The 23,850-nt window shown below is 68.5% G+C and carries 29 protein-coding genes and 3 tRNA genes; 19 read left to right on the forward strand and 13 right to left on the reverse strand.

Features of this window, described 5'->3' with window-relative positions; translation table 11 throughout:
- The first annotated feature begins 25 nt into the window (after nt 1-25).
- From ABDZ95_RS09530 to ABDZ95_RS09550, 5 genes are all read left to right on the forward strand, one after another.
- Nucleotides 26-574: a cold-shock protein gene (locus ABDZ95_RS09530; protein ID WP_343793083.1), complete on the forward strand. Its 549-nt coding sequence runs from the start codon at nt 26-28 to the stop codon at nt 572-574.
- A 28-nt stretch (nt 575-602) separates the two neighbouring features.
- A complete protein-coding gene (locus ABDZ95_RS09535) occupies nt 603-1,076 on the forward strand; it encodes a DUF192 domain-containing protein (protein ID WP_343793085.1) in 474 nt (157 codons plus the stop codon).
- A gap of 56 nt (nt 1,077-1,132) precedes the next feature.
- Nucleotides 1,133-1,209, forward strand: a tRNA-Pro gene (locus ABDZ95_RS09540).
- An 86-nt stretch (nt 1,210-1,295) separates the two neighbouring features.
- Nucleotides 1,296-1,604, forward strand: a complete 309-nt coding sequence (locus tag ABDZ95_RS09545; protein ID WP_343793087.1) for an ETC complex I subunit — start codon at nt 1,296-1,298, stop codon at nt 1,602-1,604.
- 28 nt (nt 1,605-1,632) lie between these two features.
- Nucleotides 1,633-1,709 (forward strand) — tRNA-Arg (locus ABDZ95_RS09550).
- 81 nt (nt 1,710-1,790) lie between these two features.
- Here the strand turns inward: ABDZ95_RS09550 and ABDZ95_RS09555 are convergent.
- Together ABDZ95_RS09555 and ABDZ95_RS09560 are read right to left on the reverse strand one after the other, a co-directional pair.
- The gene (locus ABDZ95_RS09555) at nt 1,791-2,015 is read right to left on the reverse strand and encodes a hypothetical protein (RefSeq protein ID WP_343793089.1); all 225 of its coding nucleotides are present in this window, start codon (nt 2,013-2,015) and stop codon (nt 1,791-1,793) included.
- A gap of 265 nt (nt 2,016-2,280) precedes the next feature.
- Nucleotides 2,281-2,805 carry a hypothetical protein gene (locus ABDZ95_RS09560; RefSeq protein ID WP_343793091.1) on the reverse strand — a complete coding sequence of 175 codons (525 nt, stop codon included), beginning with the start codon at nt 2,803-2,805 and terminating at the stop codon, nt 2,281-2,283.
- Nucleotides 2,806-3,076: 271 nt separating this feature from the next.
- On the opposite strand from ABDZ95_RS09560, the gene ABDZ95_RS09565 reads away from it, so the two are divergent.
- Entirely contained in the window at nt 3,077-3,460 is a 384-nt protein-coding gene (locus ABDZ95_RS09565; RefSeq protein WP_343793093.1) for a hypothetical protein, read from the forward strand.
- 84 nt (nt 3,461-3,544) lie between these two features.
- Nucleotides 3,545-4,327, forward strand: a complete 783-nt coding sequence (gene lepB, locus ABDZ95_RS09570) for a signal peptidase I (protein ID WP_425542984.1) — start codon at nt 3,545-3,547, stop codon at nt 4,325-4,327.
- Here lepB and ABDZ95_RS09575 read toward each other — a convergent pair.
- The 5 genes from ABDZ95_RS09575 to ABDZ95_RS09595 all read right to left on the reverse strand — a co-directional run bounded on the left by ABDZ95_RS09575 (nt 4,324) and on the right by ABDZ95_RS09595 (nt 9,624).
- Entirely contained in the window at nt 4,324-4,644 is a 321-nt protein-coding gene (locus tag ABDZ95_RS09575; RefSeq protein WP_343793097.1) for an EF-hand domain-containing protein, read from the reverse strand. The two genes, lepB and ABDZ95_RS09575, sit on opposite strands and share 4 nt — an antisense overlap.
- A gap of 79 nt (nt 4,645-4,723) precedes the next feature.
- Nucleotides 4,724-5,674, reverse strand: a complete 951-nt coding sequence (locus tag ABDZ95_RS09580) for a glycosyltransferase (protein ID WP_343793099.1) — start codon at nt 5,672-5,674, stop codon at nt 4,724-4,726.
- Complete coding sequence (locus tag ABDZ95_RS09585) at nt 5,674-6,606, reverse strand: glycosyltransferase family 2 protein (RefSeq protein ID WP_343793101.1); 933 nt, start codon at nt 6,604-6,606, stop codon at nt 5,674-5,676. Before ABDZ95_RS09585 ends, ABDZ95_RS09580 begins: the two co-directional genes overlap by 1 nt.
- The gene (locus ABDZ95_RS09590; RefSeq protein WP_343793103.1) at nt 6,603-8,054 is read right to left on the reverse strand and encodes a lipopolysaccharide biosynthesis protein; all 1,452 of its coding nucleotides are present in this window, start codon (nt 8,052-8,054) and stop codon (nt 6,603-6,605) included. Before ABDZ95_RS09590 ends, ABDZ95_RS09585 begins: the two co-directional genes overlap by 4 nt.
- Before the next feature lie 4 nt (nt 8,055-8,058).
- A complete protein-coding gene (locus ABDZ95_RS09595) occupies nt 8,059-9,624 on the reverse strand; it encodes an exopolysaccharide biosynthesis polyprenyl glycosylphosphotransferase (RefSeq protein WP_343793105.1) in 1,566 nt (521 codons plus the stop codon).
- Nucleotides 9,625-9,744: 120 nt separating this feature from the next.
- Between ABDZ95_RS09595 and ABDZ95_RS09600 the strand changes: the two genes are divergently transcribed.
- The 6 genes from ABDZ95_RS09600 to ABDZ95_RS09625 all read left to right on the forward strand — a co-directional run bounded on the left by ABDZ95_RS09600 (nt 9,745) and on the right by ABDZ95_RS09625 (nt 14,397).
- Nucleotides 9,745-9,836, forward strand: a tRNA-Ser gene (locus ABDZ95_RS09600).
- A gap of 130 nt (nt 9,837-9,966) precedes the next feature.
- Entirely contained in the window at nt 9,967-10,134 is a 168-nt protein-coding gene (locus ABDZ95_RS09605; protein ID WP_343793107.1) for a hypothetical protein, read from the forward strand.
- Between the two features lie 77 nt (nt 10,135-10,211).
- Nucleotides 10,212-10,775: a hypothetical protein gene (locus tag ABDZ95_RS09610; protein ID WP_343793109.1), complete on the forward strand. Its 564-nt coding sequence runs from the start codon at nt 10,212-10,214 to the stop codon at nt 10,773-10,775.
- 99 nt (nt 10,776-10,874) lie between these two features.
- The gene (locus ABDZ95_RS09615) at nt 10,875-11,180 is read left to right on the forward strand and encodes an SCP2 sterol-binding domain-containing protein (protein WP_343793111.1); all 306 of its coding nucleotides are present in this window, start codon (nt 10,875-10,877) and stop codon (nt 11,178-11,180) included.
- A gap of 79 nt (nt 11,181-11,259) precedes the next feature.
- Nucleotides 11,260-12,468 carry an acyl-CoA dehydrogenase family protein gene (locus ABDZ95_RS09620; protein ID WP_343793113.1) on the forward strand — a complete coding sequence of 403 codons (1,209 nt, stop codon included), beginning with the start codon at nt 11,260-11,262 and terminating at the stop codon, nt 12,466-12,468.
- A gap of 51 nt (nt 12,469-12,519) precedes the next feature.
- Nucleotides 12,520-14,397, forward strand: a complete 1,878-nt coding sequence (locus ABDZ95_RS09625) for an ABCB family ABC transporter ATP-binding protein/permease (protein WP_343793115.1) — start codon at nt 12,520-12,522, stop codon at nt 14,395-14,397.
- On the opposite strand, the gene ABDZ95_RS09630 is transcribed toward ABDZ95_RS09625, so the two are convergent.
- The 4 genes from ABDZ95_RS09630 to ABDZ95_RS09645 form a co-directional block, all read right to left on the reverse strand.
- The gene (locus ABDZ95_RS09630) at nt 14,394-14,876 is read right to left on the reverse strand and encodes a chemotaxis protein CheE (protein ID WP_343793117.1); all 483 of its coding nucleotides are present in this window, start codon (nt 14,874-14,876) and stop codon (nt 14,394-14,396) included. The two genes, ABDZ95_RS09625 and ABDZ95_RS09630, sit on opposite strands and share 4 nt — an antisense overlap.
- Nucleotides 14,873-15,439, reverse strand: coding sequence for a response regulator (locus ABDZ95_RS09635; RefSeq protein ID WP_343793119.1), 567 nt, complete (start codon nt 15,437-15,439; stop codon nt 14,873-14,875). Before ABDZ95_RS09635 ends, ABDZ95_RS09630 begins: the two co-directional genes overlap by 4 nt.
- A 98-nt stretch (nt 15,440-15,537) precedes the next feature.
- Nucleotides 15,538-16,488 (reverse strand): acetyl-CoA carboxylase carboxyltransferase subunit alpha, encoded by a 951-nt coding sequence (locus tag ABDZ95_RS09640; RefSeq protein ID WP_343793121.1) that lies wholly within the window; start codon nt 16,486-16,488, stop codon nt 15,538-15,540.
- A gap of 84 nt (nt 16,489-16,572) precedes the next feature.
- Nucleotides 16,573-17,472 (reverse strand): tyrosine recombinase, encoded by a 900-nt coding sequence (locus ABDZ95_RS09645; RefSeq protein ID WP_343793123.1) that lies wholly within the window; start codon nt 17,470-17,472, stop codon nt 16,573-16,575.
- A 56-nt stretch (nt 17,473-17,528) separates the two neighbouring features.
- Here ABDZ95_RS09645 and ABDZ95_RS09650 point away from each other — a divergent pair, with 56 nt between their 5' ends.
- Genes ABDZ95_RS09650 through ABDZ95_RS09660 form a run of 3 tightly spaced genes read left to right on the forward strand, consistent with a single transcriptional unit; the run spans nt 17,529 to nt 19,821 of the window.
- Nucleotides 17,529-18,131, forward strand: a complete 603-nt coding sequence (locus ABDZ95_RS09650; RefSeq protein ID WP_343793125.1) for a shikimate kinase — start codon at nt 17,529-17,531, stop codon at nt 18,129-18,131.
- Nucleotides 18,128-19,234, forward strand: a complete 1,107-nt coding sequence (gene aroB, locus ABDZ95_RS09655; RefSeq protein ID WP_343793127.1) for a 3-dehydroquinate synthase — start codon at nt 18,128-18,130, stop codon at nt 19,232-19,234. The genes ABDZ95_RS09650 and aroB overlap by 4 nt, the downstream gene beginning before the upstream one ends.
- A gap of 5 nt (nt 19,235-19,239) precedes the next feature.
- A complete protein-coding gene (locus tag ABDZ95_RS09660) occupies nt 19,240-19,821 on the forward strand; it encodes a GNAT family N-acetyltransferase (protein WP_343794274.1) in 582 nt (193 codons plus the stop codon).
- Here ABDZ95_RS09660 and ABDZ95_RS09665 read toward each other — a convergent pair.
- Together ABDZ95_RS09665 and tadA are read right to left on the reverse strand one after the other, a co-directional pair.
- Complete coding sequence (locus ABDZ95_RS09665; RefSeq protein ID WP_343793129.1) at nt 19,818-20,258, reverse strand: MliC family protein; 441 nt, start codon at nt 20,256-20,258, stop codon at nt 19,818-19,820. The two genes, ABDZ95_RS09660 and ABDZ95_RS09665, sit on opposite strands and share 4 nt — an antisense overlap.
- On the reverse strand, nt 20,258-20,743 hold the full coding sequence (tadA, locus tag ABDZ95_RS09670) for a tRNA adenosine(34) deaminase TadA (protein ID WP_343793131.1): 486 nt from the start codon (nt 20,741-20,743) through the stop codon (nt 20,258-20,260). Before tadA ends, ABDZ95_RS09665 begins: the two co-directional genes overlap by 1 nt.
- On the opposite strand from tadA, the gene ABDZ95_RS09675 reads away from it, so the two are divergent.
- The 3 genes from ABDZ95_RS09675 to ABDZ95_RS09685 are packed head-to-tail and all read left to right on the forward strand — an operon-like array spanning nt 20,732 to nt 23,848.
- Nucleotides 20,732-22,198: a pseudouridine synthase gene (locus ABDZ95_RS09675; RefSeq protein ID WP_343793133.1), complete on the forward strand. Its 1,467-nt coding sequence runs from the start codon at nt 20,732-20,734 to the stop codon at nt 22,196-22,198. The genes tadA and ABDZ95_RS09675 overlap by 12 nt on opposite strands.
- The gene (gene rsmD / locus ABDZ95_RS09680) at nt 22,199-22,774 is read left to right on the forward strand and encodes a 16S rRNA (guanine(966)-N(2))-methyltransferase RsmD (protein WP_343793135.1); all 576 of its coding nucleotides are present in this window, start codon (nt 22,199-22,201) and stop codon (nt 22,772-22,774) included.
- A gap of 27 nt (nt 22,775-22,801) precedes the next feature.
- Complete coding sequence (locus ABDZ95_RS09685; RefSeq protein ID WP_343793137.1) at nt 22,802-23,848, forward strand: Kelch repeat-containing protein; 1,047 nt, start codon at nt 22,802-22,804, stop codon at nt 23,846-23,848.
- The last annotated feature ends 2 nt before the right edge of the window (nt 23,849-23,850 follow it).

Genomic DNA, 23,850 nt, shown 5'->3' on the forward strand with positions numbered 1-23,850 from the left:
CGGAAGTGCGGGCTGGGGGAAGGTTGTGTCTGATTACGAGGGTGCTGAAGCGGCGACTGTGGTGCGTATCGCGGGGCGGATCAAGTGGTTTGACCCGGGCAAGGGTTACGGTTTCATCGTTCCCGACGACCCTTCGCTGACTGATCTGAAGGACGTGTTGCTCCACGTCACGAGCCTGCGCGAGACCGGCCGCGAGACGGCACAGGAAGGCGCGCCGATCGACTGCGACTGCGTGCGTCGCCCCAAGGGCTGGCAGGTGGTCCTGGTTCACGATCTCGGCGAGGGCGATCCCGCACTGGCGGCGCCGGTCCGACGTCCCGCAGCCAACGGACATGCCATTCCCGATGCGGACGACGCCAGCGGTCTGCTGGAGCCGGCCATCGTCAAATGGTTCAACCGCACCAAGGGCTACGGTTTCGTGGTGCGCGACGGTCAGTCAGGCGATATCTTCGTCCACGTCGAGACGCTGCGGCGCTGCGGGCTGGATGATCTCCTGCCGGGCGAGACTGTCTCGGTGCGATTCGCCGATGGTCCGAAGGGGCTGGTGGTCGCCGAAATCAGACCGGGCGGCTGACGCGTCGCCCCAGCTAGGGCGGATGCGCATGTTTGATCGTCGTGGACTTCTGGCTGCCATTGCGGCCCTGACCCTTGTCGCGGGCTGCGCCGGCGCGGGCACGCCGAAGGATGCCCAGGGCAATCCGCTCGAGGCCCTGACGGTCACCACCTCAACCGGCACTCACCGCTTCATGGTCGAGATTGCCGACGATGAGGCCGAACGCCAGCGCGGCCTGATGGGGCGCCCGCCGCTGGCCGATGATCGCGGCATGCTGTTCCAGTTCCCCGACGTCGCCGAGCGCGGCTTCTGGATGCACAACACGCCCAGCCCGCTGGACATCATCTACATCGACCCACGCGGCCGGATCGTCTCCATCGCGAAGAACGCCACCCCGAACTCGGACGAGGTAATTCCCTCGAACGGTCCGGCGATGGGCGTGCTGGAACTGCGCGGCGGCCGCGCCGACGAGATCGGCGCAAAGCCCGGCGACGTCATTCGCCATCCCTTCTTCGCCGAATAAACGCTCAAGGCGATTGCGGTGCAGGGCGACGCGTGGCAAGACGCGCCGCTCTGGATCGGGGTGTGGCGCAGCCTGGTAGCGCATCTGTTTTGGGAGCAGAGGGTCGGAGGTTCGAATCCTCTCGCCCCGACCAGAGTTTCTCCCGACGCGGCCTTGGACCGGTCGGGTTGCGAAGGCCCTCCCAGCCGCTATACCGGCAGGGCCGACAACGAGGTTCCGATGGCCATCGCCCGCATCTACCGCCCCGCCAAGACCGCGATGCAATCCGGCAAGGCCAAGTCGAGAGACTGGCGGCTGGAGTTCGAGCCGGCCTCGGCCCGAACCATCGACCCCCTGATGGGCTGGACTTCCTCGTCGGACATGAACGGCCAGGTCCGCCTGACCTTCGACACCATGGAAGAGGCCATCGCCTACGCCGAGCGCCACGGCATCGCCTTCCGCCTGCACGAGCCGCAGGAGCCGCCGGTGATCATCAAGGCCTACGCCGACAACTTCGCCACCTTCCGCAAGCAGCCCTGGACGCACTGAGCGCTCCTCCGGCCGCCTGCAGCCCCGGGCGCCCTTAGCTCAGATGGATAGAGCATCCGCCTTCTAAGCGGACGGTCGCAGGTTCGAATCCTGCAGGGCGCGCCAAGGGACCTTGCTCTCCCGGCGTGATCGGAAACTGTGGTGGGTTGATTCCGCGAGGGATCCGCCAGCGACCGAACCGTCTGCCTACGACAGCGGGGCCATGCCTCTAGGGGCGCGGCAGGCCATCCCGTTGGTGGGGCGGATATATCCCGGTCGACCGCCTTCCATGATGGGCATGAGGGTGCCTCCTGCCGCGTGGCAGGCCTGCGCCCGCTCCTCGAGCGCCACGCGCGCCGAGTCCGGCGTCGGCGGAGTGGATGCACAGGCGGTCAGGGTGGGGATGATGAAAAGGCTGGCGAGGAACCGCATTCGAAACTCCAGCTCGACAATCCCTACCGAGCCGGGCAGGGGGACATCGGATCGGTCTGACATTCAGGCGTGGCACGCGAATCGACGACGTTTTCCCGCCAGCGAAGCGACGCCTCGCAATTGTGGTTGTCGACGCCGACGCGCGTGCAGACGCGCACCGGGCGGCTGGAGCCCGTCTGTCTCTCACGCCGGCAGACCACACGTTGCTCGCCTCGGCCGTAACGATGGGTCCGGGCGGGGGAGGAGGAGGCTTGCGCCACGCTCGCTAGAGCAACTGCACCGTCACCGTGTACGGGAAGGTTTGCCCTCCCGAAGCCGCGCCGGCAGCCAACACCACATCCATGCCAAGGGTGAAGCTGACGGTCGAAATCAGACCCATGGCGTTGAGTTCGAACACCAGAACCGAGGCCTCGGCGGGGGCGGACCCCGTGCGCCAGGTTGTGCCGCTTAGGTTGGCGACCCGGAACGTCGTGATGCTCATCGGCGCCGTCGCCGCCGAGGTAATGGTGACGCGCATCGGACGCAGGGCGCAGAGACCTCCAAGGTTCAGCAGCCCGCAGCTGATAGAGATGGTCGGCGCAGTCACGGACGACGTCGACAGTCGGATCGCATTGCCGCTGAGCCGGGTCACCGTCCCGGAGGTCGAGATCGAGAAGGTGGTCGCACTGGACCCGCGAACCGTCGTGCCGAGGGCTGGCGACGTCTGGGGCGAGACCGTGATCTGGGCATGCGCTTCGGACGCGACGAGAAGCGCGGCAAAGGCGACGGCTGGAATCAACGCCCGATGCATGGTGGCGACTTATGGTTGATCGCTCTTCGGTTGTTAAGGGGTAATGCTCTGGACGCATGGTCTGGCAGATGGTTCCGGCCTGAACGCCTGCGCACAAAGGATTGGGGCGCCGATGGTCGAAACTGCGTTGCCCGCACCGCGCGAGTTGCGACAAATGCGATATGGTAAGTATTTGAGATTGCTGGCTAGTCGACGGTACTCTAGGCGAGTGGAGACGTGCCGTTTCTAGCGAGGCGAGGGGTGCGTGCCTCGATCACTTTTTGGAGTACTCATGCTCTCCCTGACGCTCGCGCTGACCAGCGCACTGATGGTCCAGACGGCGTCGGCCGCCGCGCCGCAGGCGACCGATTCACTGACGGCTCAGACCGAGGAGGTCATGGCGCTGGTGAACCGCATGTTCGCCACGCTTGGGACCTGTGAACGGGTCCTGCCACCCGAGGTGGGCGAGCAGCTGCGGGCGGGACTGGCGGACGAGAACGATCCGGACTCGCAGGTGGTCCTTCAATCGCTCATGGCGACCTATGATGCCGGCAAGGCCTCGCCCGAAGCCGCGACCATCACCCAAGGCCAGTGTCTTGCCCGGATCAACGCCATCGGCGCCGAGATGAATGTGCTGAAGGCGGAATTGGAAGCGACGGTGGCCGCCGCGCAGTAGACCTCCCGTTGTCCGGACAAGCTTTCGAGCCCGTCCGGACAGCTTCCTGATTGCCTCTCGACGCTGTCCGGGTTTCCTGACGGCATGACCGATACCCTCGCAGATCGACCCGCCGTGACCTCACGTTCCCGCCGTTCCCGCGGCGCCGTTTCCGAGACCCTGGATATCCTGCGCACCGTGGGCGCGGGTCTTGCCGCCGCCGTGGCGATCCAGACTGTGCTGTTCCAGCCCTTCACCATCCCGTCTTCATCGATGGAGCCGGGTCTGGTCATTGGCGACTATCTGGTGGTGTCCAAATTCGCCTATGGCTGGAGCCGCGCCTCGCTGCCGCTGAACCCGCCGCTGCCCGGCGGTCGGCTGTTCGGAAAGACTGCAGAACGGGGCGACGTCGTCGTCTTCCGCCTGCCGCGCGATCCGCAGGCGACCTGGATCAAGCGCATCATCGGACTGCCAGGTGACCGGGTGCAGATGCGCGGGGGCGTGGTCTATGTGAACGACGCGGCACTGGCTCGCCAGCCGCTGGGCCTGACCGTCGATCACGACCAGCCCGAATTGGCCGTCCGCCGCTATCGCGAGACGCAAGGCGCGCACAGCTACGTCACCTACGACGCCTTCCAGGGCGGAGAGGGCGACGATACCGGCGTCTTCGTCGTGCCCGAGGGCCAGTATTTCGTCATGGGCGACAACCGCGACAACTCGCTGGACAGCCGCTGGCCGGCGGAGACCGGGGTGGGACTGCTGCCGGCGGAGAACATCGTCGGTCGAGCAGAGATCGTCGTCGCCTCGTGGAATCCCGGCGCGGGCCTCTTCAAACCCTGGACCTGGTTCGACGTCCAGCCGGGCCGCTTCTTCCTGCCGATCGACTAGCGGGCGCTGAACTCTTCGTAGCTAAGCACACCGTCGCCGTTGCGATCCAGCTTGCCGAACGCGGCTTGGTCCGACGTCGTCTGCGCCAGCGAGGGCGCGGCGGCTGCGCCAATGGCCAGCCCGAGAGCAGCCGCCATGGCGATCCAGATGCGGGATCGCGACCGCACCGGGCGTCCGCCGACCTCGCTCTCGATGTAGCCTCGGACGGCGTCGCTCGCCGTGCGGCCCTCATCCCGACAACGCGCCATGAAGGCGGTCTTGGTCTGGTAGGGCAGGCGGATCTCGAGCGTCTCGCTCTTCTTGGGGGCTCTGGTCATCGCGCAATCCTGATGTGCGACCTGATCAAGCGCGCTTCCGTCGCGTTTCGCCAGTGAAAATCCCGACAGATTGGCGACGTCAGGGGCGCGGCGCCGCCAGTGCGTCCAGCCGGGCCACTTCGCGTGCGCCATAGAAATGCGGCTCGAAACCCTTTATCCAGAACAACTTTCCGAGTCCTCGTGCGGTGCGATCGTAGAGCTCTGCGCGCTTCGGGCTGCCGACGGCGGTCAGGCATAGCGAGATCGCGCCGAACACGACCGTCTGACCCGCACCGATGATCATCCAACGCAAGACGCCTGCCCAGTTCCGCTCGTGCGCCGCCGTCTGGCTCGGTCCCTGACCGTAGGCGAAGGCCCGGGCGAGGGTGTAGTTCAGGGTGGCGCGGTGGGGCGGGGCGAACTCCTCGACCCACGCGTTCGCGGCCCAGCCGAAGGTCCCGCCGCGCGCCTTGAGGCCGGAGAACAGCAGGTCGTCCTCGCCGCCCGTCTGATCGGCCGACGTGTTGAACGGCGTTGCGCCGGGCAGGGCGGTCGCCCGTACCAGCAGGGAGTTGCCGCAGCCCCACGGCGCCTCGACGACGCCCGTATGCGCCGGCCCCTCGCGGCCGAAGAACCGCTCCAGATAGGGCTTCAGCCACTCGGCGGCCCCTGGCGCCCGCCCGGCGATCGGGCCGAACACGGCGTCCGCGCCGGTTTCGACCTGCGCCGCCAGCAGGGCCGCCAGCCATCCCGGCGACGCGGCCTCGTCATCGTCGAGGAAGGCGATCAGTGGCGCGTCCGTGGCCGCCAGACCGGCATTACGCGCCCGCGCCACGCCGGGGGTCGGCTCGCTGACATAGATCAGCGGCCAGGGACAGGCAGGCCTCAGGCTTTCCACGCGGTCGCGGGCAGACGCCGCCGGGTCATTGTCGACCACAACGATGCTTTCGACGCGATCCGACACGCCTTCTTGCGCGAACAGCGAACGCAGGGCGCGCTCCAGACTGTCCGGCCGGCGCAGTGTCGGCATCAGGATGGCCACGTCCCCCATCAGACGGCGTCCGCGTACAGCATGGTGCGATACAGGCGCAGGGAAAAGGCGCGGGCGGCGACGGGCAGGGCCTCGGTCCCCGCCGCCTTGCGCGCGAGACTGCGCCACAGGGGCAGGCCGGGCACGGCCTTCAACTTCCGCGCCGCGCGATAGCTGGGGTAAGCGGCCACGATCTGGGGGTGCCGCGCCGCCATCCGGGCGAAGTTCGGCGCCGCCTGCTCGTATTTGCGCGCCAGCGTCTCGACCGTGTCGAGGCCCAGGTGGGTGGCGGCGTTGTCGACATGGGTGATGGGGAAGCGCTGCGAGACGCGGATCGCCCACTCCACATCCTCCCAGCCCCAGCCGGTGAAGCCGGCGTCAAAGGCTTCGGCCTCGAACACGTCGCGGCGGACCAGCAGGTTGGAGGTGAAGACGTATTTCTCGGGCTGCTTCGCCCGCTCGTCATGCGGCACGCAGTCCGACTTCGCCGCCATGGCCCGGTGCACCGCGAAGCGTGCATCCGCTGGAGCCTGCAGCAACGAGAAGCCGCCAAAGGCGACGGCCGGGTTCTCGTTCGCCGCCAGATCTGCCCAGGTCTTCAGGAAGCGGTCGGTGTCCGGAAGCATGTCGCTGTCGAGGAACAGCAGGCTCTGCCCCCGCGCGGCGGTCGACAACCGGTTTCGTCCGCCCGAGCGGCCCTCATTGGTCGGCAGGGTGATCAGCCGGACAGGCAGGGCCATGGCCTGTACCCGGCGGGTCAGCCGTTCGGTCAGGGTCGCATCCTGTGTTCCGTCATCCAGCACCACGATCTCGACGGCGCCGCCCAGTGCAGGGACCTCGGCGTCCAGACGCTTCAGCAGGTCCTCCGGATCGTCACGGAGGAAGGGCATCAGCACCGACAGGATCGGTGTCGCCTTGGCCCAAGCGGCGTTCTCGACGATGACGGCGCTCATGCTGCGGCCCTCCGCTCGCGGACTTTGGCCAACAGGTTCATGGCCACGTCCCGTACCTCGGCTGCATTGATCGTCAGGGCCACGGCGGCATAGACGATCCCGCCGACCGTCGCGTCCAGCATCAGCTCCAGGAAGCCGCCGAGGGGCGGCAGGCTGTAGACCACGGCCGCCATGACCGCCGTCGCGATCAGGCACCGGACCAGCGCCTCCCACGGCACCGGCAGCGGCAGGACCTTGCGGCCGATCAGCATGGTCGCAATCAGGCCCAACCCGAAGCTGATCGCCGTCGCCCATGCCGCGCCCAGCACGCCGTAGCGCGGGACGAGGATGAAGTTCAGCACCACGTTCGCCCCGGCCGGGATCGACATGGCCACCAGCAGCAGCTTCGTCTTGCGACCAAGCGTGAAGGCCTGTCCGAAATAATAGGCCGTCAGGCCGTACAGCAGGGCGGACAAGGCGATCCATGGCGTGATCGTGGCCGCCGCGACCCTCAGATCCTCGCCGATCAGCACCTCGGCCAGAGGTTGGGCGACCAGCGCCACGCCCGCTGCCGCCGGCAGGCCGATCAGCAGGAAGGTCGACAGCTGCTCCCGCGCCGCCGCCTTCAGCCGATCCGCGCCCCCACGCTCCAGCGCCATCACCAGCGCCGGCTGCCCGGCCGATCCCAGCCACAGGAACAGGACATCCAGCGTCCGGTTCGCGATGGAATAGCCCGCGTGATAGGCGCCCACCGCCGCCTCGTCCATGAACGCGGCCAGCAGGAACCGGTCCGTCGACGACAGGATCACCGTCAGGGCCAGCGATACCGCGATCGGATAGCCATAGGCCGCATAGGTCCGCACCCGCGCCGGCTCCAGCCTCGCGCCGCCCGCCTGTTTCAGCTCGCCCGGCAGGACGAAGGGCAGGGCCGCCAGCGGGGCCAGCCCCAGTCCCAGCAGAGGCGCCGCACCGCCCAGCCCCAGCAGGGCGCAACCCACGCCGATCGCCAGTCCGCCGATGGCCACGGCCATATCCAGGCCGGCGGCCTTGCCCACCTCGCCTGCCGCCCGGAACCGCTCCTGTCCCAGCTTCAGGATGCACCTTGCCGGAGCCCCGGCCAGACCGGCCGCCAGCGCGATCTTGAACAGTGGATCCGCCGGCCACAGCCACAGCGCCACAGCCGCCACGACAAGGAACAGTCCGCTCAGCCCAAACGCCGCCCGGTACAGGCTGGCGAAATGCCCGGCCATGCCCGGCCCCGGCGTCTCGGCCGCCCAGAACCGCGCCATTGCGGCCTCCAGCCAGCTGAAGACCGCCACATGGGCCATGGTCATGACCGAGAATGCCAGCGCGTACCGCCCGAAATCCTCCGGCGTCAGCAGGCGGGTGAACAGCACGATGGTCAGAAAGCCGACCACCCCCTGCACGATGTTGGCGGGGAGGTAGCCCCAGACACCCTTCCAGAACATCAGTTCACCGGATCGCCGCTCGGTCGCCGAGCAGGACGGGAATGGTGATGGTCATGATCCACAGATCCATCCACAGGCTCTGGCGCTCGACATAGTCGATATCCAGCTGGACCCGGCGACGCACGTCCTGCGCCGTATGCAGCGGCCCGCGCGAACCATTCACGGCCGCCCAGCCGGTCATGCCCGGCTTGATCCGGTGCCGGTGCGCGTACTCGGCTACCAGTCGGGCGGATTCGACGTGGCCGGTCCTCATCCCGATGGCGTGGGGGCGGGGACCGACCAGCGACATCTCGCCGGTGATGACGTTCAACAGCTGCGGAAGCTCGTCCAGGCTCGTCTTTCTGATGAATTTTCCGACCTTTGTGACGCGATCATCATCATGCGTGACCTGTCGGCTGGCGGTCGCGTCGGCGGTCTCCTGCCGCATCGAGCGGAATTTCCAGACGACGATTTCTTCCTGATTGAAGCCATGGCGACGCTGCCGGAAGAAGATCGGCCCGCGGCTATCCAGCCGCACGGCGAGCGCAATCAGGGCCATCACCGGCGCCAGAAGCGCCATGGCGATCAATCCGATGATCAGATCCTGCAGACGCTTGTTGAAGGCCCTGCGATCCGGATCGGCTACACCCTGCACATCCGCCAGCGGCGCTGCCGCCAGCCGGTCCAGCGCATTGGCTGTCTCCTCGGCGCCGTTCGGCTCCACCAGCAGGGTCACTTCGTTCGGAAGGGTCCGCAGGCGGGCGTTGAGTTCCCTCACACGCGCCTCGGCCTTGGGGTCGATGGCCAGCACGACCTTGTCGACATAGGGCGTCATCTTGTGGGTCAGCAGGTCATCCGCCGTGCCCAGCACCGGCACGCCCTCGATGGCGCGCGGGCTGCGGGCGAGGCGGTCGTCGAAGATGCCCAGCACATTCAGGTCACGGCGCTTCAGCGCCTCCTTGATCAGCTTCTCTGCATGTCGCGTCGCGCCCACCAGCACGATGTTCGGCGTCAGAGCTCCCGACGCCCGCCAGCGCGACACCAGATCGCTCCAGCCCATATGCAGGGCGTTCAGGGTGATCAGTGTCAGGCCAGCCCAGACGAGAAGCGCTGACGAGTGGGTCTGCGCCCCGCCGATCAGGGCGCCGGCGCCGAGTGCGGTGATCGCGCCAACCGCGACGATCGCTGCGACCGACGCGAGATGCCTCGTCGTGCTCTGTCCCCGTGAAAACCGGTATCGGCCCAGCGACCGCATCAGCGCGAGTACCACAAAGGCGCCTACAGCGAATGGAGCGATGCGCGAGAGTTCCGTGTGCAGGAGCGGCCCCGGCGCGGCGGCCCAGGCGCACAGCATCGAGATCGCCACGACGGCGAGAACGTCGAATGCACGGAAATAGTGGCCGGCGAGGCGGGAAGCGTGCCGTTGCCGGGCATTCAACCACACATCCGGGCGGAACGGGCCGCGCCGCGCTGCGCCGTCGGCTACCGGTTCGGCGACGGCTGCGGAGGCCCAGGCGTACAGGCCTGCGGCGTCCGAACCGCCCGTGGCGGAGACGTCGTCGCGAGTGATGCGGCTGGCGGCTTCGGTCATGGGGCCCGCTGATAGTTCCACTTCAGCATGCACAGAGCGCCTCACTGTCGCGTTAACACGCCCAAGGCGCGCAAGACCCGTTGCACGACCTCGTCTGCTCCGCTAAGCACGCCGCCTGCCGGAGACGTGGCCGAGTGGCTGAAGGCAACGGTTTGCTAAATCGTCGTACCCTGTAAGGGGTACCGAGGGTTCGAATCCCTCCGTCTCCGCCAGACCTTCCCCAGTACAGGCCATGCCGCCTGTCCGGTTTCCGACATAGGAACGGCGCGCGCTCCCGCACATTCACACGCCGACGAACGAGCGGGCTCGCCCCGCAGGCTGGAGGCTATGGGTCGGATGTCGGTGACTGAACGCGCGTATGAGCTGGCGCGCACGGGGCGATACCATACGTTGATGGGGCTGAGGCGTGCGCTGGAGACGGAGTATACGATCTCCGAGGTCTCGGCCGCGCTGGATGGCCGAGCCATTCGCAAGTCACTGAAGACGGCCTGGGAGGCCGCGGGCGACTGACCGCCGGTTTGTGTTGAACCAAAGCGCCGGCCGGGTCTTGATGGACCGGGAAGGAGCCCGCCATGCCGGAGTCGGACTTGAAACGCCACTTTGCCTGGGTGCGGCGCGTCCCACCATGGACGATCGCGGCCGGTACGGGCGCTGTGGTGATTGTGGCTGCGGGACTGATGGTCGTTCAGCGCGTCCCTTTGCCCGGCGTCGATCCGATCGATCCGGAAAGCGCCATGCAGATCAGTCTGGTTGAACCCGTAGAGCCCGTCGTCGAGCCGGGTGGCCGGATGGAGGTCGGTGATCTGTCCGACGGCTTCAGGCCGGAAGCTATTCCGGTTGCGGTGGTCGAGAATGACGAGACCTACCGTGAGGATTTCTCCGACGCCTGGGTCGAACCCGATTACGAGCCGGCACCTCGCTCCTCGCGCTGGCGGGATCGACGGGAGGACGACGGGCCGCGCTCCTATGAACAGCGCGCGGAATCCGAACCTCGCGACGCGCCGCGCAACCCCTACGGCTTCGATGGTCCCCGTCGCGATTTCGAGGCGGAACGCGCCGCCCGACGCGAGCGGATCGAGCGCATGCAGGCCGAAGGCTGGCGCGAGGTTCCGTCCGGCGCCCGTCTGTCGGCGGATTCCGCCTTCTACTGAGCGGCGTCACGCCACGGGAACTTGACCCCACGTGATCTTGGCAGCGCTTCGCGCGCGGTCTAGGTCGATAGTTCAAACCGATCTCTGGGAGAGACGCTCATGGCCGATCTGGCTCAAGTCACCGAACACATCCGCGGCGCCGTCGGCGACAACTCGGGTCTGGGCAAGACCGTGAAAATCGATCTGGGCGACACAGGCAAGATCTTCATCGACGGCGCCTCGGTCCCGAACACGGTGACCAACGAGGACAAGCCGGCCGACGCGACCGTGTCGATCACCTGGGACGACTTCATCGCGCTGTCGGAAGGCAAGCTGGATCCGATGATGGCCTTCATGCAGGGCAAGCTGAAGATCGCGGGCGACATGATGATCGCCCAGAAGCTGGCCCCGCTGCTGAAGCGCTGAGCCTGACGAAGACCTGACCTTTCCAGCGGCGCGGCGTCTCGGACGTCGCGCCGTTTGCCTATCGACGAGGATCCTCCCCATGGAATTCCGCCACAGCGACAAGGCCCTGCACTGGCAGGAACGCCTGCAACGCTTCATGGACGACAAGGTGCTGCCGCGTTCGGCGGAGTACTGGGCCCAGGTCCGCGAGGACCACACCCGCCAGCCTCAGGCGATGGAAGAGATGAAGGCCCAGGCGCGCGAGGCAGGCCTGTGGAACATGTTTCTGCCGGGCGATCACGGCGCGGGCCTGACCAATCTCGAGTATGCCCCGCTGGCCGAGATCATGGGCCGCCATCTGTGGTCCGCCGAGGTGTTCAACTGTAACGCCCCGGACACCGGCAACATGGAAGTGCTGCACATGTACGGCAGCCCCGAGCAGCAGGCGCAGTGGCTGAAGCCGCTGATGGCCGGCGAGATCCGCTCGGCCTTCCTGATGACCGAGCCGGCGGTCGCGTCATCGGACGCCACCAACATCGAGACGCGGATCGAGCGGGACGGCGACCACTATGTGATCAACGGCCGCAAATGGTGGTCGACCAACATGGGCCACCCGAACGTCGCCATCACCATCGTGATGGGCAAGACGGATACAGACGCGGCCACGCACCAACAGCAGTCGCAGATCCTCGTGCCGGTGAACACGCCGGGCTTCCGCGTCGAGCGCATGCTGTCGGTCTTCGGCTATGACGAGCGCCCGATCGGCCACGCCGAGGTCGTGCTCGATAACGTGCGCGTGCCGGTCGAGAACCTGATCGCGGGCGAGGGGCGCGGCTTCGAGATCGCCCAGGGCCGGCTCGGGCCGGGCCGCATCCACCACTGCATGCGCACCATCGGCGCCGCCGAGCGGGCCTTGGACCTGATGGTCGAGCGCCTGCTGAGCCGTACCGCCTTCAAGAAGAAGATCGCCGAACACTCGGTGTGGGAGCAGCGCGTCGCCGAGGCCCGCATCAATATCGAGATGTGCCGCCTGTCGGTGCTGAAGGCCGCGTGGATGATCGATCAGGGCGGGGCCAAGAACGCCAAGTCCGAGATCGCCCAGATCAAGGTCGCTGCCCCCCGTATGGCCTTGCAGATCATCGACGACGCCATCCAGGCGTTCGGCGGCGCCGGCGTCTCGGGCGACACTCCGCTTGCCGAGCTCTACGCCGGGGTCCGGACCCTGCGTCTGGCCGACGGCCCGGACGAGGTTCACAACCGGACCATCGCCCGTCTCGAGTACGCGAAGCACGGCGGTCGCGGCGGCTGACGAAGAATCGTTGCGCCGGCGCGCCACAGGTCCATATGCGGACCCATGGCGATGCGCGGTGAACGATCCGGACGACGTGATCCGGTAGCGAAGGCGGCCCAGGCCGGGCTTTCGACTCCGGCCGATGGCCCGCCGACGTGGCAGGGACTGGCAGATCTGCTGCGGCTCGTGGGGCGGTCGAACGCCCCACAGCTGAAGCTGCGTCTTGTGGCGGCGATCGCCATGACCCTCGCCGGCAAGGCGCTGGGCGTGCTGGCGCCGCTGGTGCTGGGCGCGGCGGTCAACCATCTGGCGTCCGGGCAGGGGGCGGGCGTTGCCGTCGGGCTCGGATTTGCGGGTTTCGCCGTCGGCTGGGCCGTGGTGCGCCTGATCTCGGCCATAGCGCCCAACGCTTCAGATGTGGTTTTCGCGCCCGTCCGCTCGGCAGCGCAGCGCACCGCGGCGACCGAGACCTTCGCCCACGCGCTCAGCCTGTCGCTGGATTTTCACCAAACCAAGCGTTCCGGGTCGTTGTCGCGAACGATGGATCGAGGCTCGCGGGCTGTCGACTTCCTGCTGCGCATTCTGGCCTTCAATCTCGTCCCGACCGGGGTCGAGCTGGTGTTGGCGGCCGGCGTGCTGGCGGGCAAGTACGACTGGCGGTTCGGCGCGGTCGCCGTGGCGGTGGTGGCGATCTACGCCGTCTCGACCTTCGCCCTGTCCAACTGGCGGATCGAACATCGCCGCGAGATGAACGCGGCGGATACCCAGGCCGCCGGCGTCTCGGTCGACGCCCTGCTGAACTACGAGACAGTGAAATCCTTCGGCGCCGAGGCCCGGGCGGCGCGCAGCTATGACGCGGCGCTGGGCGACTACACGCGGGCGGCGTTGAAGGCGAACAGCTCGCTGGCCCTGCTGAACATCATTCAGGCCGTGATCATGAACCTGGGCCTCGCCGTCATGGCGGTCATGGCCGGATTCGAGGCGGCGGCCGGACGGATGGGGCCCGGCGATGTGACGGCGGCGGTCCTGATTTTGATCTCCCTCTATGCGCCCCTGAACATTCTCGGCTTCGCCTATCGGGAAATCCGCCAATCTTTCATCGATATGGAAGAGATGCTGAAAGTGACGCGTCAGGCCCCGCAGGTAGCGGACGCCGCCGATGCAGTCCCGCTGCCGCGTCCGACCGATGCACGCGGCGCCTCGCTGACGTTCGAAGACGTCAGCTTCCGGCACGACGCCCGTGCGAGTGGTCTGGACGGCGTCAGCTTCGAAGCGGAGCCGGGAACCACGACGGCGCTGGTCGGCCCCTCCGGTTCGGGCAAGTCGACCATCGTGAAGCTGGCGCTGCGCCTGCTGGATGCGCAGGAAGGCCGCGTCCTGATCGACGGGCTCGACGTACGTGCGGTGACCCAGGGCTCGCTGCGCGCCGCCGTCGCCCTCGTCCCGCAGGATGTGGCGCTGTTCAACGATACCCTGCGCGCCAACATCGGCTTCGCCCGACCGGATGCGGGCGAGGCCGAGATCCTTGCGGCAGCCGAGGCGGCGGAGCTGTCAGCATTCATCGCCCAGTTGCCGGACGGGCTGGATACGGTGGTGGGAGAACGTGGCCTGAAGCTGTCAGGCGGCGAACGTCAGCGAGTCGGCATCGCCCGTGCCCTGCTGGCCGATCCGTGCATCCTGATCCTCGACGAGGCGACCAGCGCGCTGGACAGCCGCACCGAGGCGGCGATCCAGAAGACCCTGCGCAAGGCGCGGGCGGGGCGGACGACCCTTGTGGTCGCCCATCGGCTGTCGACCATCGCGGACGCCGACCAGATCCTCGTGCTCAAGGCCGGACGAATCGTCGAGCGGGGCGCGCACCATCAACTGGTCGCGCGGCTGGGCGGCGAGTACGCTGCGCTGTGGCGGAAGCAGACCCGAGGGGCCCGGTCGGCGCCGACCGGTTAGACCTCGACCGGAGTCGCGCCCAGCTTGCGGCTGATCAGCAGGTCGAGGCCTTGATGGATCTTCGCACGCTCCTCGACGGCATCGTCGGGAAGGGTGAGCAGAAGCTGGATCGCGCTGGAGCAGACCGGCACGACACGCCAGTCGAAGGGCTTCTCGGGCGCCGTCGCATCGATCAGATCGCAGAGCACCGCAGCCACATCGCAGATGTCCGTCATCTGGAAGGGGCCTGCGGCGTCGATCACGGCATTGGCGAGGAAGTAGACCTTCTTCAGCTCGGCCTGCACTTCCGCCTCGTCCGCAGGCTTGGCGACGGCGGCGAGTTCGCTGGCCTGGGCCGCGATCTCGGCGAGGCTCTGGGGGCGCAGGGTGTCGAGGTTCGCACGGGCCTGGGCGAGGGCGACTCCGACGCTCATGCCGCCGGCCTCATCGATCAGGCGCGACAGGCGTGATTTGCGGCGGGCGTGGGTGATGACGGTCATTTGCCGCCCCCTTGGTCGGAGACGGTTTTTTCGGCGTCAAACTGGGCCTTGCGGATCATGTCGGCGCGTCGTTCCTCACCCGGAGCCTCACCCGGCCGGAATCGCCGATCTGGCCCGAAATAGTCCCCGACTTCGAGGAAGGGACGCGAGTCCCTCGCCACCCACACGATGCGTTCCAGCAGACTGGCCGCACTGAAGGGCTTGGTGATGATGAAGTTGGCGCCGCAGTCGCGCGCCTCGATCACCTTGGACCGCCGGACGTGCGCTGCGGTCATGATGACCGGCACGAAGGCATTGGGATCGAGCCCGGACCGCCGCAGCCAGCGGACCAGTCCGTAGCCATCCATGTCGGGCATTTCGCTGTCGACCACGAGAAGGTCGATGGGATGATCCCTCAGAATTTCCTGAGCCTCGGCTGCGCTGTGGCAGGCGTAGCGGGTCTTGATGCCGAATCCGAGCAGGGCGCTGGAGGTGATGTCGAGACCGAAATGCGAGTCATCGACGACCATGGTGACGGCCCCGGTGAGGTTGATCACCGAACTCTCACGAAGCGCGTCCGCCAAGCCCTGACTCATACTGCTTTCATCCCCTGCGCGAATCCCGCAGGGATATGCGCTCGTCGGGACGCTGTCAGGAACCCGTATCTTACAGGTTAATGAAATTAACCCAGACGACCGATCGCATAGAAGCGGTCCGCGCGATCCTTGCGCAGCTGTTCCGGCGACAGAGGCGTAAGGGCTTTCAACTCCTCGACCAGAACGTCGCCGACCTTGCTGATCGCGGCATCGCGGTCCGCGTGTGCGCCGCCGGTCGGTTCCGGGATTATCCGATCGACAATCTTCAGCTCCATCAGATCCGGGCCGGTGATCTTCATGGCCATGGCGGCGTCTTTGGCCCGCGCGCCGTCGCGCCACAGGATGCCGGCCGCGCCTTCCGGCGAGATGACCGAGTAGATCGAGTGTTCCAGCATCAGCACGCGGCTGGCCGACGCAATGGCGATGGCGCCGCCCGAGCCGCCCTCGCCGGTGATGGTGGCGATCGAGGGCACGCCCAGCGTCAGGCCGCGCTCGGTCGAGCGGGCGATGGCCTCGGCCTGACCGCGCTCCTCGGCGCCGAGACCCGGATAGGCGCCGGCGGTGTCGACGAAGCTGAGCACTGGCAGACCGTACTGCTCGGCCATGTCCATCAGGCGCACGGCCTTCCGGTAACCCTCCGGACGGGCCATGCCGAAATTGTGGGTCAGGCGGGTCTGGGTGTCGTGACCCTTCTCATGGCCCATGACGACGACCGGCTGGCCGCGGAACCGGGCGAGTCCGCCGAGAATCGCCTGGTCATCGCCGAACTGGCGATCGCCCTTCAGCTCGACGAAGTCCGTGAACAGGCCGCTGATATAATCGATGAAGTGCGGGCGCTGCGGATGGCGCGCCACGGCGGTCTTCATCCACGGGTCGAGGCTGGCATAGGTCTTCTTGCGCAGGTTCTCGGCCTTCTTGCGCAGGCCCTCGATCTCGGATTCGAACGATCCAGCGGTCGAGGAGAGCAGCGAGAGCTCCTCGATCTTCGCCTCCAGATCGGCGATCGGCTTTTCAAAATCGAGATAGTGCGTGGCCATGAAGGCGTCCGGAACAGGCGCGCCGTGTGGCGCTTCGGAAGGCGGCGGAACCTAGTCAGGTCAACGCCAAGGGGCAAGCGGGGTTCAGTCGTCGCGTGCAAGAGGGTGCTTGGACCGGACCATCTTCGCCAGTCGGTCGGTGGCGACATGGGTGTAGATCTGGGTCGTGGCGATGTCGGCGTGACCCAATAGCGTCTGGACGATGCGCAGATCCGCACCGCCCTCCAGCAGGTGGGTCGCGAAGGCGTGGCGCAGGACGTGCGGGCTGACGCGGGCCGGATCGATGCCGGCGTCGATCGCCGCCTGATCGAGCAGTTGGGCGAAGCGTCTGGGCGTCAGATGGCTCTTGCCGGTCGGGGAAGGGAACAGCCACGGACTGTCCGGCGCGCCGTCCTTGCGGCCGGCGTCCCGGGTGGTCAGCCAAGCCTTCACGGCCTCCCGCGCGGAGGCGTTCAGGGGCGCGAGCCGCTCCTTGCCGCCCTTGCCCCGCACGATCAGCCAGGCCGGATCCCGCCGAACGGCCTCAACCCGCAGGGCGAGCAGTTCAGAGACGCGAAGGCCTGAAGCGTAGGCCAGTTCGACCAGCGCCACGAGGCGAATGCCGGCTGCGCCGTCTCGCGCGGCGGAGGCCGCGAGCAGTCGCTCGATCTCGTCCGCACCAAGCGTCTTGGGCAGGCTTCGTCCTGCCTTGGGCGCATCGAGCCGCCGCGAGGGATCGTCCGTGCGCCAGCCCTCGCCGAGGGCGAACCGATAGAACTGGCGCACCGCCGCGCGTCGGCGCGACTGGGTCGCCGGCGACAGGCCGCGTGCGCCCAGCGAGGCGTACCAGGCTTCGACCCGGACCTCGTCGGCGGTCATCAGCCCGCCCTCGACGCCCGCCTCGGCGTCGGCGAGGTCGCGGCCGTAGGCGGACAAGGTGTGAGGCGAGGCGTCGCGCTCGACCGCCATCATCTCCAGAAAGGCCTCGATCTGGGGCGTGGTCATCGCAACGCCCCCTTGGGCGCGGCCCGGCCTTGTGTAAAGGGTGAGGGGACCATGCCGTGCCTGAGCTGCTCCCTGCCGACCGACAAGACGCCTCCGCGAGGCGGTCGATGACCGATGTCGAGGCGATTCCCGTCCATCAGCGGAGCATAGCGCTGGTCGGACTGATGGGCGTGGGGAAATCCACGGTCGGGCGCCGGCTGGCCAAGCGGCTCGATCTGCCATTCGCCGATGGCGACATCGAGATCGAGGACGCGGCCGGCATGACGGTGTCGGACATTTTCGCCAGCATGGGCGAGGGCGAGTTCCGGGCCGGAGAGGCGCGAGTGATGCGCCGCCTTCTGGAGGGGCCGCGGCTCGTGCTGGCGACCGGCGGCGGGGCGATGCTGAACCCGAACACGCGGGCGGTGATGAAGGCGCGGGCGGTTACGGTCTGGATGCGCGCCGATCTGGAAACGATCGTCGAGCGGGTGCAGCGCCGCGATACCCGGCCCCTTCTGCGCGGCAAGGATCCGCTGCAGACCCTGAAGACCCTCGCCGAGGCGCGATACCCGATCTATGGCGAAGCCGATGTCGTCGTGGACGTCGCCGGCGGCGCCCACGCGCAGGCGGTCGAGGCGATCGTCCGGGCGCTGGAGACGTTCTGGAAGGCCAAGGCATGATCACCACGGTTCCCGTCAGCGGCGGCGACTTCAGACCCTATGACGTCGTCGTCGGGCGCGGCCTGCTGGCGCGTCTGGGAGAGTACGTCGCGCCGCTGGCGAAGGGACGGACGGTGATCGTGACCGACGAGACTGTCGCCGCGCTACATGGCGGTCAGGCGCTCCGAGCCTTGAAGGCCGCGGGGTTCATGGCGGATCTGGTGGCCGTGCCGGCGGGGGAGGCTTCCAAGTCCTTCTCCGAGTTGGAGCGCGTGCTCGATCAGCTTCTGGCGCGGGGGCTGGATCGCAAGGATGTGGTGGTCGCACTGGGCGGCGGGGTAGTCGGCGATCTCGCCGGACTGGCGGCGGCGCTCTACATGCGCGGCATCGACTTCGTTCAGGTCCCGACGACCCTGCTGGCCCAGGTCGACTCTGCGGTCGGTGGCAAGACCGCGATCGACACCCCGCGCGGCAAGAACCTCGTCGGGGCCTTCCATCAGCCGCGTCTGGTGCTGGCGGACATCGATGTGCTGGCCACCCTGCCGGAACGACAGCTCCGTTCGGGCTGGGCCGAGGTATTGAAGCACGGCCTGATCTGCGACGCCGCCTTCCTCGACTGGCTGTCGGGAGAGGGCGCGGCCGGCGCTTCGGGTGATCCCGAAGCCCTGCATCGCGCCGTCGTGCGCTCGGTCGAGATCAAGAGCGCCATCGTCGGCGAGGACGAGAGGGAGGCCGGGCGTCGCGCCCTGCTGAACCTCGGCCACACCTTCGGTCACGCAATCGAGGCAGAACTGGGCTTCGACGAGACGAAGCTGACCCATGGCGAGGCCGTGGCGCTTGGCTGTGCGATGGCCTTCCGCTTCTCGGCGACGAACGGGCTGTGCAGTGCCGATGATGCCGCCAAAGCCGAGCAGGCGTTTGTCTCGGCCGGTCTGCCCGTCCGGCTGGACGCCGTCGGGCCTTTCAAGGCGGAGGCGCTGGTGGAGCGGATGGCGGGCGACAAGAAGGCCGAAGGCGGCCGCCTGACCCTGATCCTCGCCCACGGTGTCGGCGATGCCTTCGTGGCGAAGGACGTTGACCGGGCGGCGGTGATCGACTTCCTGAAGGTCGAGGGCGCGGCGTGAGCCGGATGGACCTGCCGGTCGTGGTGCTGGAGAACCGCTTCGTCCGTATGGAGCCCCTCACCGACGCGCTCAAGGATGAGGTGCGGGAGGCGCTGAGCTGCGATCCCGAGGCCTGGGAGGGCATGGTCGGGTCGGCCTATGGCGATCAGTTCGACGGCTGGTGGGCGTCCGCCATGGCGGCGATGACGAAGGGCAGTCGCATCCCGTGGGCGGTTCGGCGGGACGGGCTCGTGGTCGGCACGACCAGCCTGTACGAGATCCGGCCGGAGTATCGCCGCTGCGAATTGGGCTCGACCTTCTATCGGCCCGAGGTGCGCGGTGGCGTGCTGAATCCGGCCTGCAAACGGCTGGCGCTCGGCCATGCGTTCGACCACGGCGCGGTGCGGGTCGAGATCGTGACCGACGCCCTGAATGCCCGCAGTCAGGCGGCGATCCGCAAGCTGGGCGCCCAGGACGAGGGCGTGCTGCGCAAGCACAAGATCACCTGGACCGGGCGTGTCCGGGACACCGCGCAGTTCGCCATCCTCGACGAGGACTGGCCGGAGGTGCGCGATCGTCTGGACGCGCGACTGGCTGCTTTCGCCTAGTCGACGGCGCGGCAGTCGGTCGTGGGGCGGCCATCGGCGCTCCACGTCGCCTGAACGCCCTTCCCGCGCAGCTCATAGCCCGAGGCGCGGTACCAGATGCCGTCGGCGGCGCGTTCCTGGAACAGGTCGATAGCCTGACCACTCGAGTTGCGGACGGTCGCCATCTGGCGCGGATTGTCGAAGTCGACCGACAGGCGTTCGCTGTCATTGCACAGATAGACGGTGCGGATGACGCGGTTCACCGCCCGGTCCTGAAGCTCGGCGCCTGTGCGGCGGCGAGCCGTCTGGGCCTCCTGCGCGCGCTCCCGCACTTCATCGCCATCGGTCGGGGCATTGGCGGGTTGCCGTCCGCAGCCGGTGGTCAGCGCCAGAACCATCAGGGCCGGAACGATCAGGGTCTTCATGCGCGAACAAGCCTTGCCGTGGGATCGGCGCATCAACGCGCGCTTTCGGCGGGCGTTCCTTTGCGCCGTGCGCGGAAGAAGGATCGCAGCAGATCGCCGCCCTCCTGCGCCAGCAATCCGCCCTCCGCGACTGGCCGCCAGTGGCAGGTCGGCTGTTCGAAGAAGCGAGGCCCGTGGGCGACCGCGCCGCCCTTCGGATCATCCGCGCCCCAGACCACGCGGCCAATGCGGGCATGGCTGATGGCGCCGGCGCACATGGCGCAGGGCTCCAGCGTCACATAGAGGGTCAGGCCGGTGAGCCTGTAGTTGCCCAGCTTCGCGGCAGCGCGGCGCATGGCGTCGATCTCGGCGTGGGCGGTCGGATCGTGCCCGCCGATGGGGCCGTTGCGGCCCTCCGCGACCACCTCTCCGGTCGATTCATCGACGATCACGCAGCCGACCGGAGTCTCTCCCGCGTCCGCCGCCGCTTGCGCGCAGGCCAAGGCCATGCGCATGAACCGCTCATCATGGCCTTCCATCCCCGAGACAACGACAAGAAGCCGCGCCCGCGTCAAGACGGCGACCGCGACGGCCCCCGCAAACCCTTCGCCAAAGGCCCGCGCGCGGACGGTCCCCGCAAGCCGGGCGGCCCGAAAGTCGGCGGCGGCAAACCCGGTGGAAAGCCCGCCGAATCCGCCGAGCCGAAGCGCACCGAGCGAATCGCCAAGGCCATGGCCCGCGCCGGCATCGCCTCGCGCCGCGAGGTCGAGCGCCTGATCGGTCTGGGCAAGGTGGCGGTGAACGGCAAGATCCTCGACACCCCGGCCACACTGGTGACCCGCGACGACGTGATCACGGTCGACGGCAAGCCGGTGGGTTCGGCCCAGGCGACCCGCGTCTGGCGCTATCACAAGCCCGCCGGTCTGGTGACCTCGCACGGCGATCCGCAGGGCCGCCCGACGGTCTTCGATGCCCTGCCCAGCGGCCTGCCGCGCGTGATCTCGGTCGGTCGTCTCGATCTGAACACCGAGGGCCTGTTGCTGCTGACCAACGACGGCGAGCTGAGCCGCGCGCTGGAACTGCCGTCGACCGAACTGGTCCGCCAGTACCGCGCCCGCGCCCGGGGCCGCGTGACTCAGGCCGATCTGGACAAGCTGAAGGACGGCGTGACCGTCGATGGCGTTCACTACGGCCCGATGGACGCCACGCTGGACAAGGCCAAGGACAAGACCGAGCCCGGAGAACGCGGTCCGGCCAACCTCTGGATCAGCGTCTCGATCACCGAGGGCAAGAACCGCGAGGTCCGCAAGGTGCTGGAGAGCATCGGCCTGACGGTGAACCGCCTGATCCGTCTGGCCTATGGCCCGTTCCAGCTGGGCACCCTGCCGGTCGGATCGGTCGAGGAGGTCGGGCCGCGGGTGATCCGCGAGCTGCTGGCCCAGCACATCCGGCCCGAGAACCTGCCGACCGGCAACTCGGTCGCCACGCCCGCGCCGATCCCCGGCCGCCGCACCTCGGCGCCGATCGTCAAGGGCAGCTCGGGCTCGGCCATGTCCGATCCGTCGCGCAAGCCGAGCCGCGTCCGCGCGGCCGAAGCGGCGGCGGGCGAGGGCGGCGAGACCGGCCGTCGGGCGCCTAAGAAGGACGGCTGGGCCAAGGCCAAGCCGAAGTTCGAGCACACCAAGACCTTCAAGCCGCGCGAACGCACGGCTCCGGCGCGCCCTGAAGAGGGCGAGCGCGGCGAACGGCCGAAGCGGGCGTTCAAGCCGCGCGACGACCAGTTCATCGACGACCGCCGCGAGGGCGGCCGCACGGGTGGCGGCAGCAAGGGGCCGGGCAAGCCGGCGTTCGGCTCCAAACCTTCGAGCGGAGGCCGGAGCTTCGGCAAGCCTGCGGGCGGCGGTGCGGCGCGTCCCGGCGGTTCGCGGCCTTCGGGTCCGCGGTCCGGTCCCGGCGGCGGCGGACGAGGTGGTCCGCGCGGCGGCTCCCGCTAGATGCGGATCGTCGCCGGCAGCCTGAAGGGGCGGGCGATCACTGCGCCCGAGGGCCAGAACACCCGTCCGACCTCGGACCGGGCGCGGCAGGCCATCTTCAATGTGCTGGAGCACGCCGCGTGGGCGGAGCCGCTGGCCGGGGCGCGGGTCATCGACCTGTACGCCGGCTCGGGCGCGCTGGGCTATGAGGCGATCAGCCGGGGCGCGGCCTTCGCCCTGTTCGTCGAGATCGACGACGAGGCGCGCGGCGCGATCCGCGAGAACGCCGACGCCTGGGGCCTGATGGGCCGAACGCGCGTGCACCGGCGCAGCGCCACGGACCTGGGCGTCCGCCCCGGTTCGGACGGCGAGGCCTTCGACATCGCCTTCCTGGACCCGCCGTACCGGCAGGGGTTCGGCGAGCAGACGCTGGCGCGGCTGCTGGAGGGGAACTGGCTGAAGCCCGGCGCGACCGTGGTGTTCGAGCGCGGATCGGACGAGCCGGAGATCGACACGCCCGGCTACGAGCGGCTGGACGCGCGGGACTACGGGGCCGCGCGGGTGCTGTTCCTGAAGGTCGCCGACCCGCTGGCCTGATCGCGCAAGATGGGTCAGGCTCCGGCCATGACCCATCTTGATCGACGCCTGTTCCTCGCCGCCTCGGCCGCAGCCCTGACGCCGGCTCTGGCCACCCCCGCCGTCGCCCGTCAGACGCCGTCCGGCTGGACGACGCGGGCGGCGATGCCTTGGACGGCGCAGGAGGTCTATTGCGCAGTCCGCGGCGACGGGATCGTGGTGGCGGGCGGTCTGGTGGGGCGTCCGGCGGGCGAGCTGCACATCGAGAACCGCACGGGGATCTATCATCCGGCCGGGGATCGCTGGGTCGAGGGGCCGCGCCTGCCCGAGCCGCGCCACCATCCGATGCTGATCGCGGACGGCGACACGGTCTACGCGCTGGGCGGCTATGGCCGGACGGGCGCGGGCGACTGGACGGCGATGACCGAGGTCTGGGCCTTGAGGGGCGAGGCGTGGGAGCCGGCGGGAACGATGCCCGCGCCGCAGAGCGAGACGGTGGGCGTCAGCTACGCCGGGCGGCTGCACCTGATCACCGGCCGCGCCCCGGCGGGGGCCGCGAACGGGCAGTGGAACGATCAGGCCGACATCGCGGACCATCGCGTCTTTCTGCCGGCCGAGGGACGCTGGGAGACGGCCAGGCCCTGTCCGATGGCGCGCAACAGCGCGGCGGCGGCGGTGCTGGACGGGGCGATCTGGGTCGCGGGCGGACGGACGGTCAGCGGCGGCGGCACGGGGCGGCTGGACCGCTACGACCCGCAGGCGGACCACTGGGACACGCTGGCGCCGATCCCGCGCTCGTATGCGGCGAACAATCAGGTCGGCGGCGGGCTGGCGATGGCGGCGGCGAACGGAAAACTGGTCGCGTTCGGCGGCGAGTGGTTCCGGCCCCGCGCGCAGGGCGGCGGCGGCGGGGTGTTCGCCGAGACCTGGATCTACGACCCGGCGACCGATGCGTGGACGCAGGGGCCGGACATGGCGACGCCGCGGCACGGACTGGCGGCGGCGGCCGTGGGCGGTGTGGTCTATGCGATCGCCGGCGGGGCGGTGGTGTCGGGCGGTCGGGCCGTCGGCACGGTCGAGGCCCTGACCGTCTGAGC

The sequence above is a fragment of the Brevundimonas kwangchunensis genome (assembly GCF_039523815.1).
GTDB lineage: Bacteria > Pseudomonadota > Alphaproteobacteria > Caulobacterales > Caulobacteraceae > Brevundimonas > Brevundimonas kwangchunensis.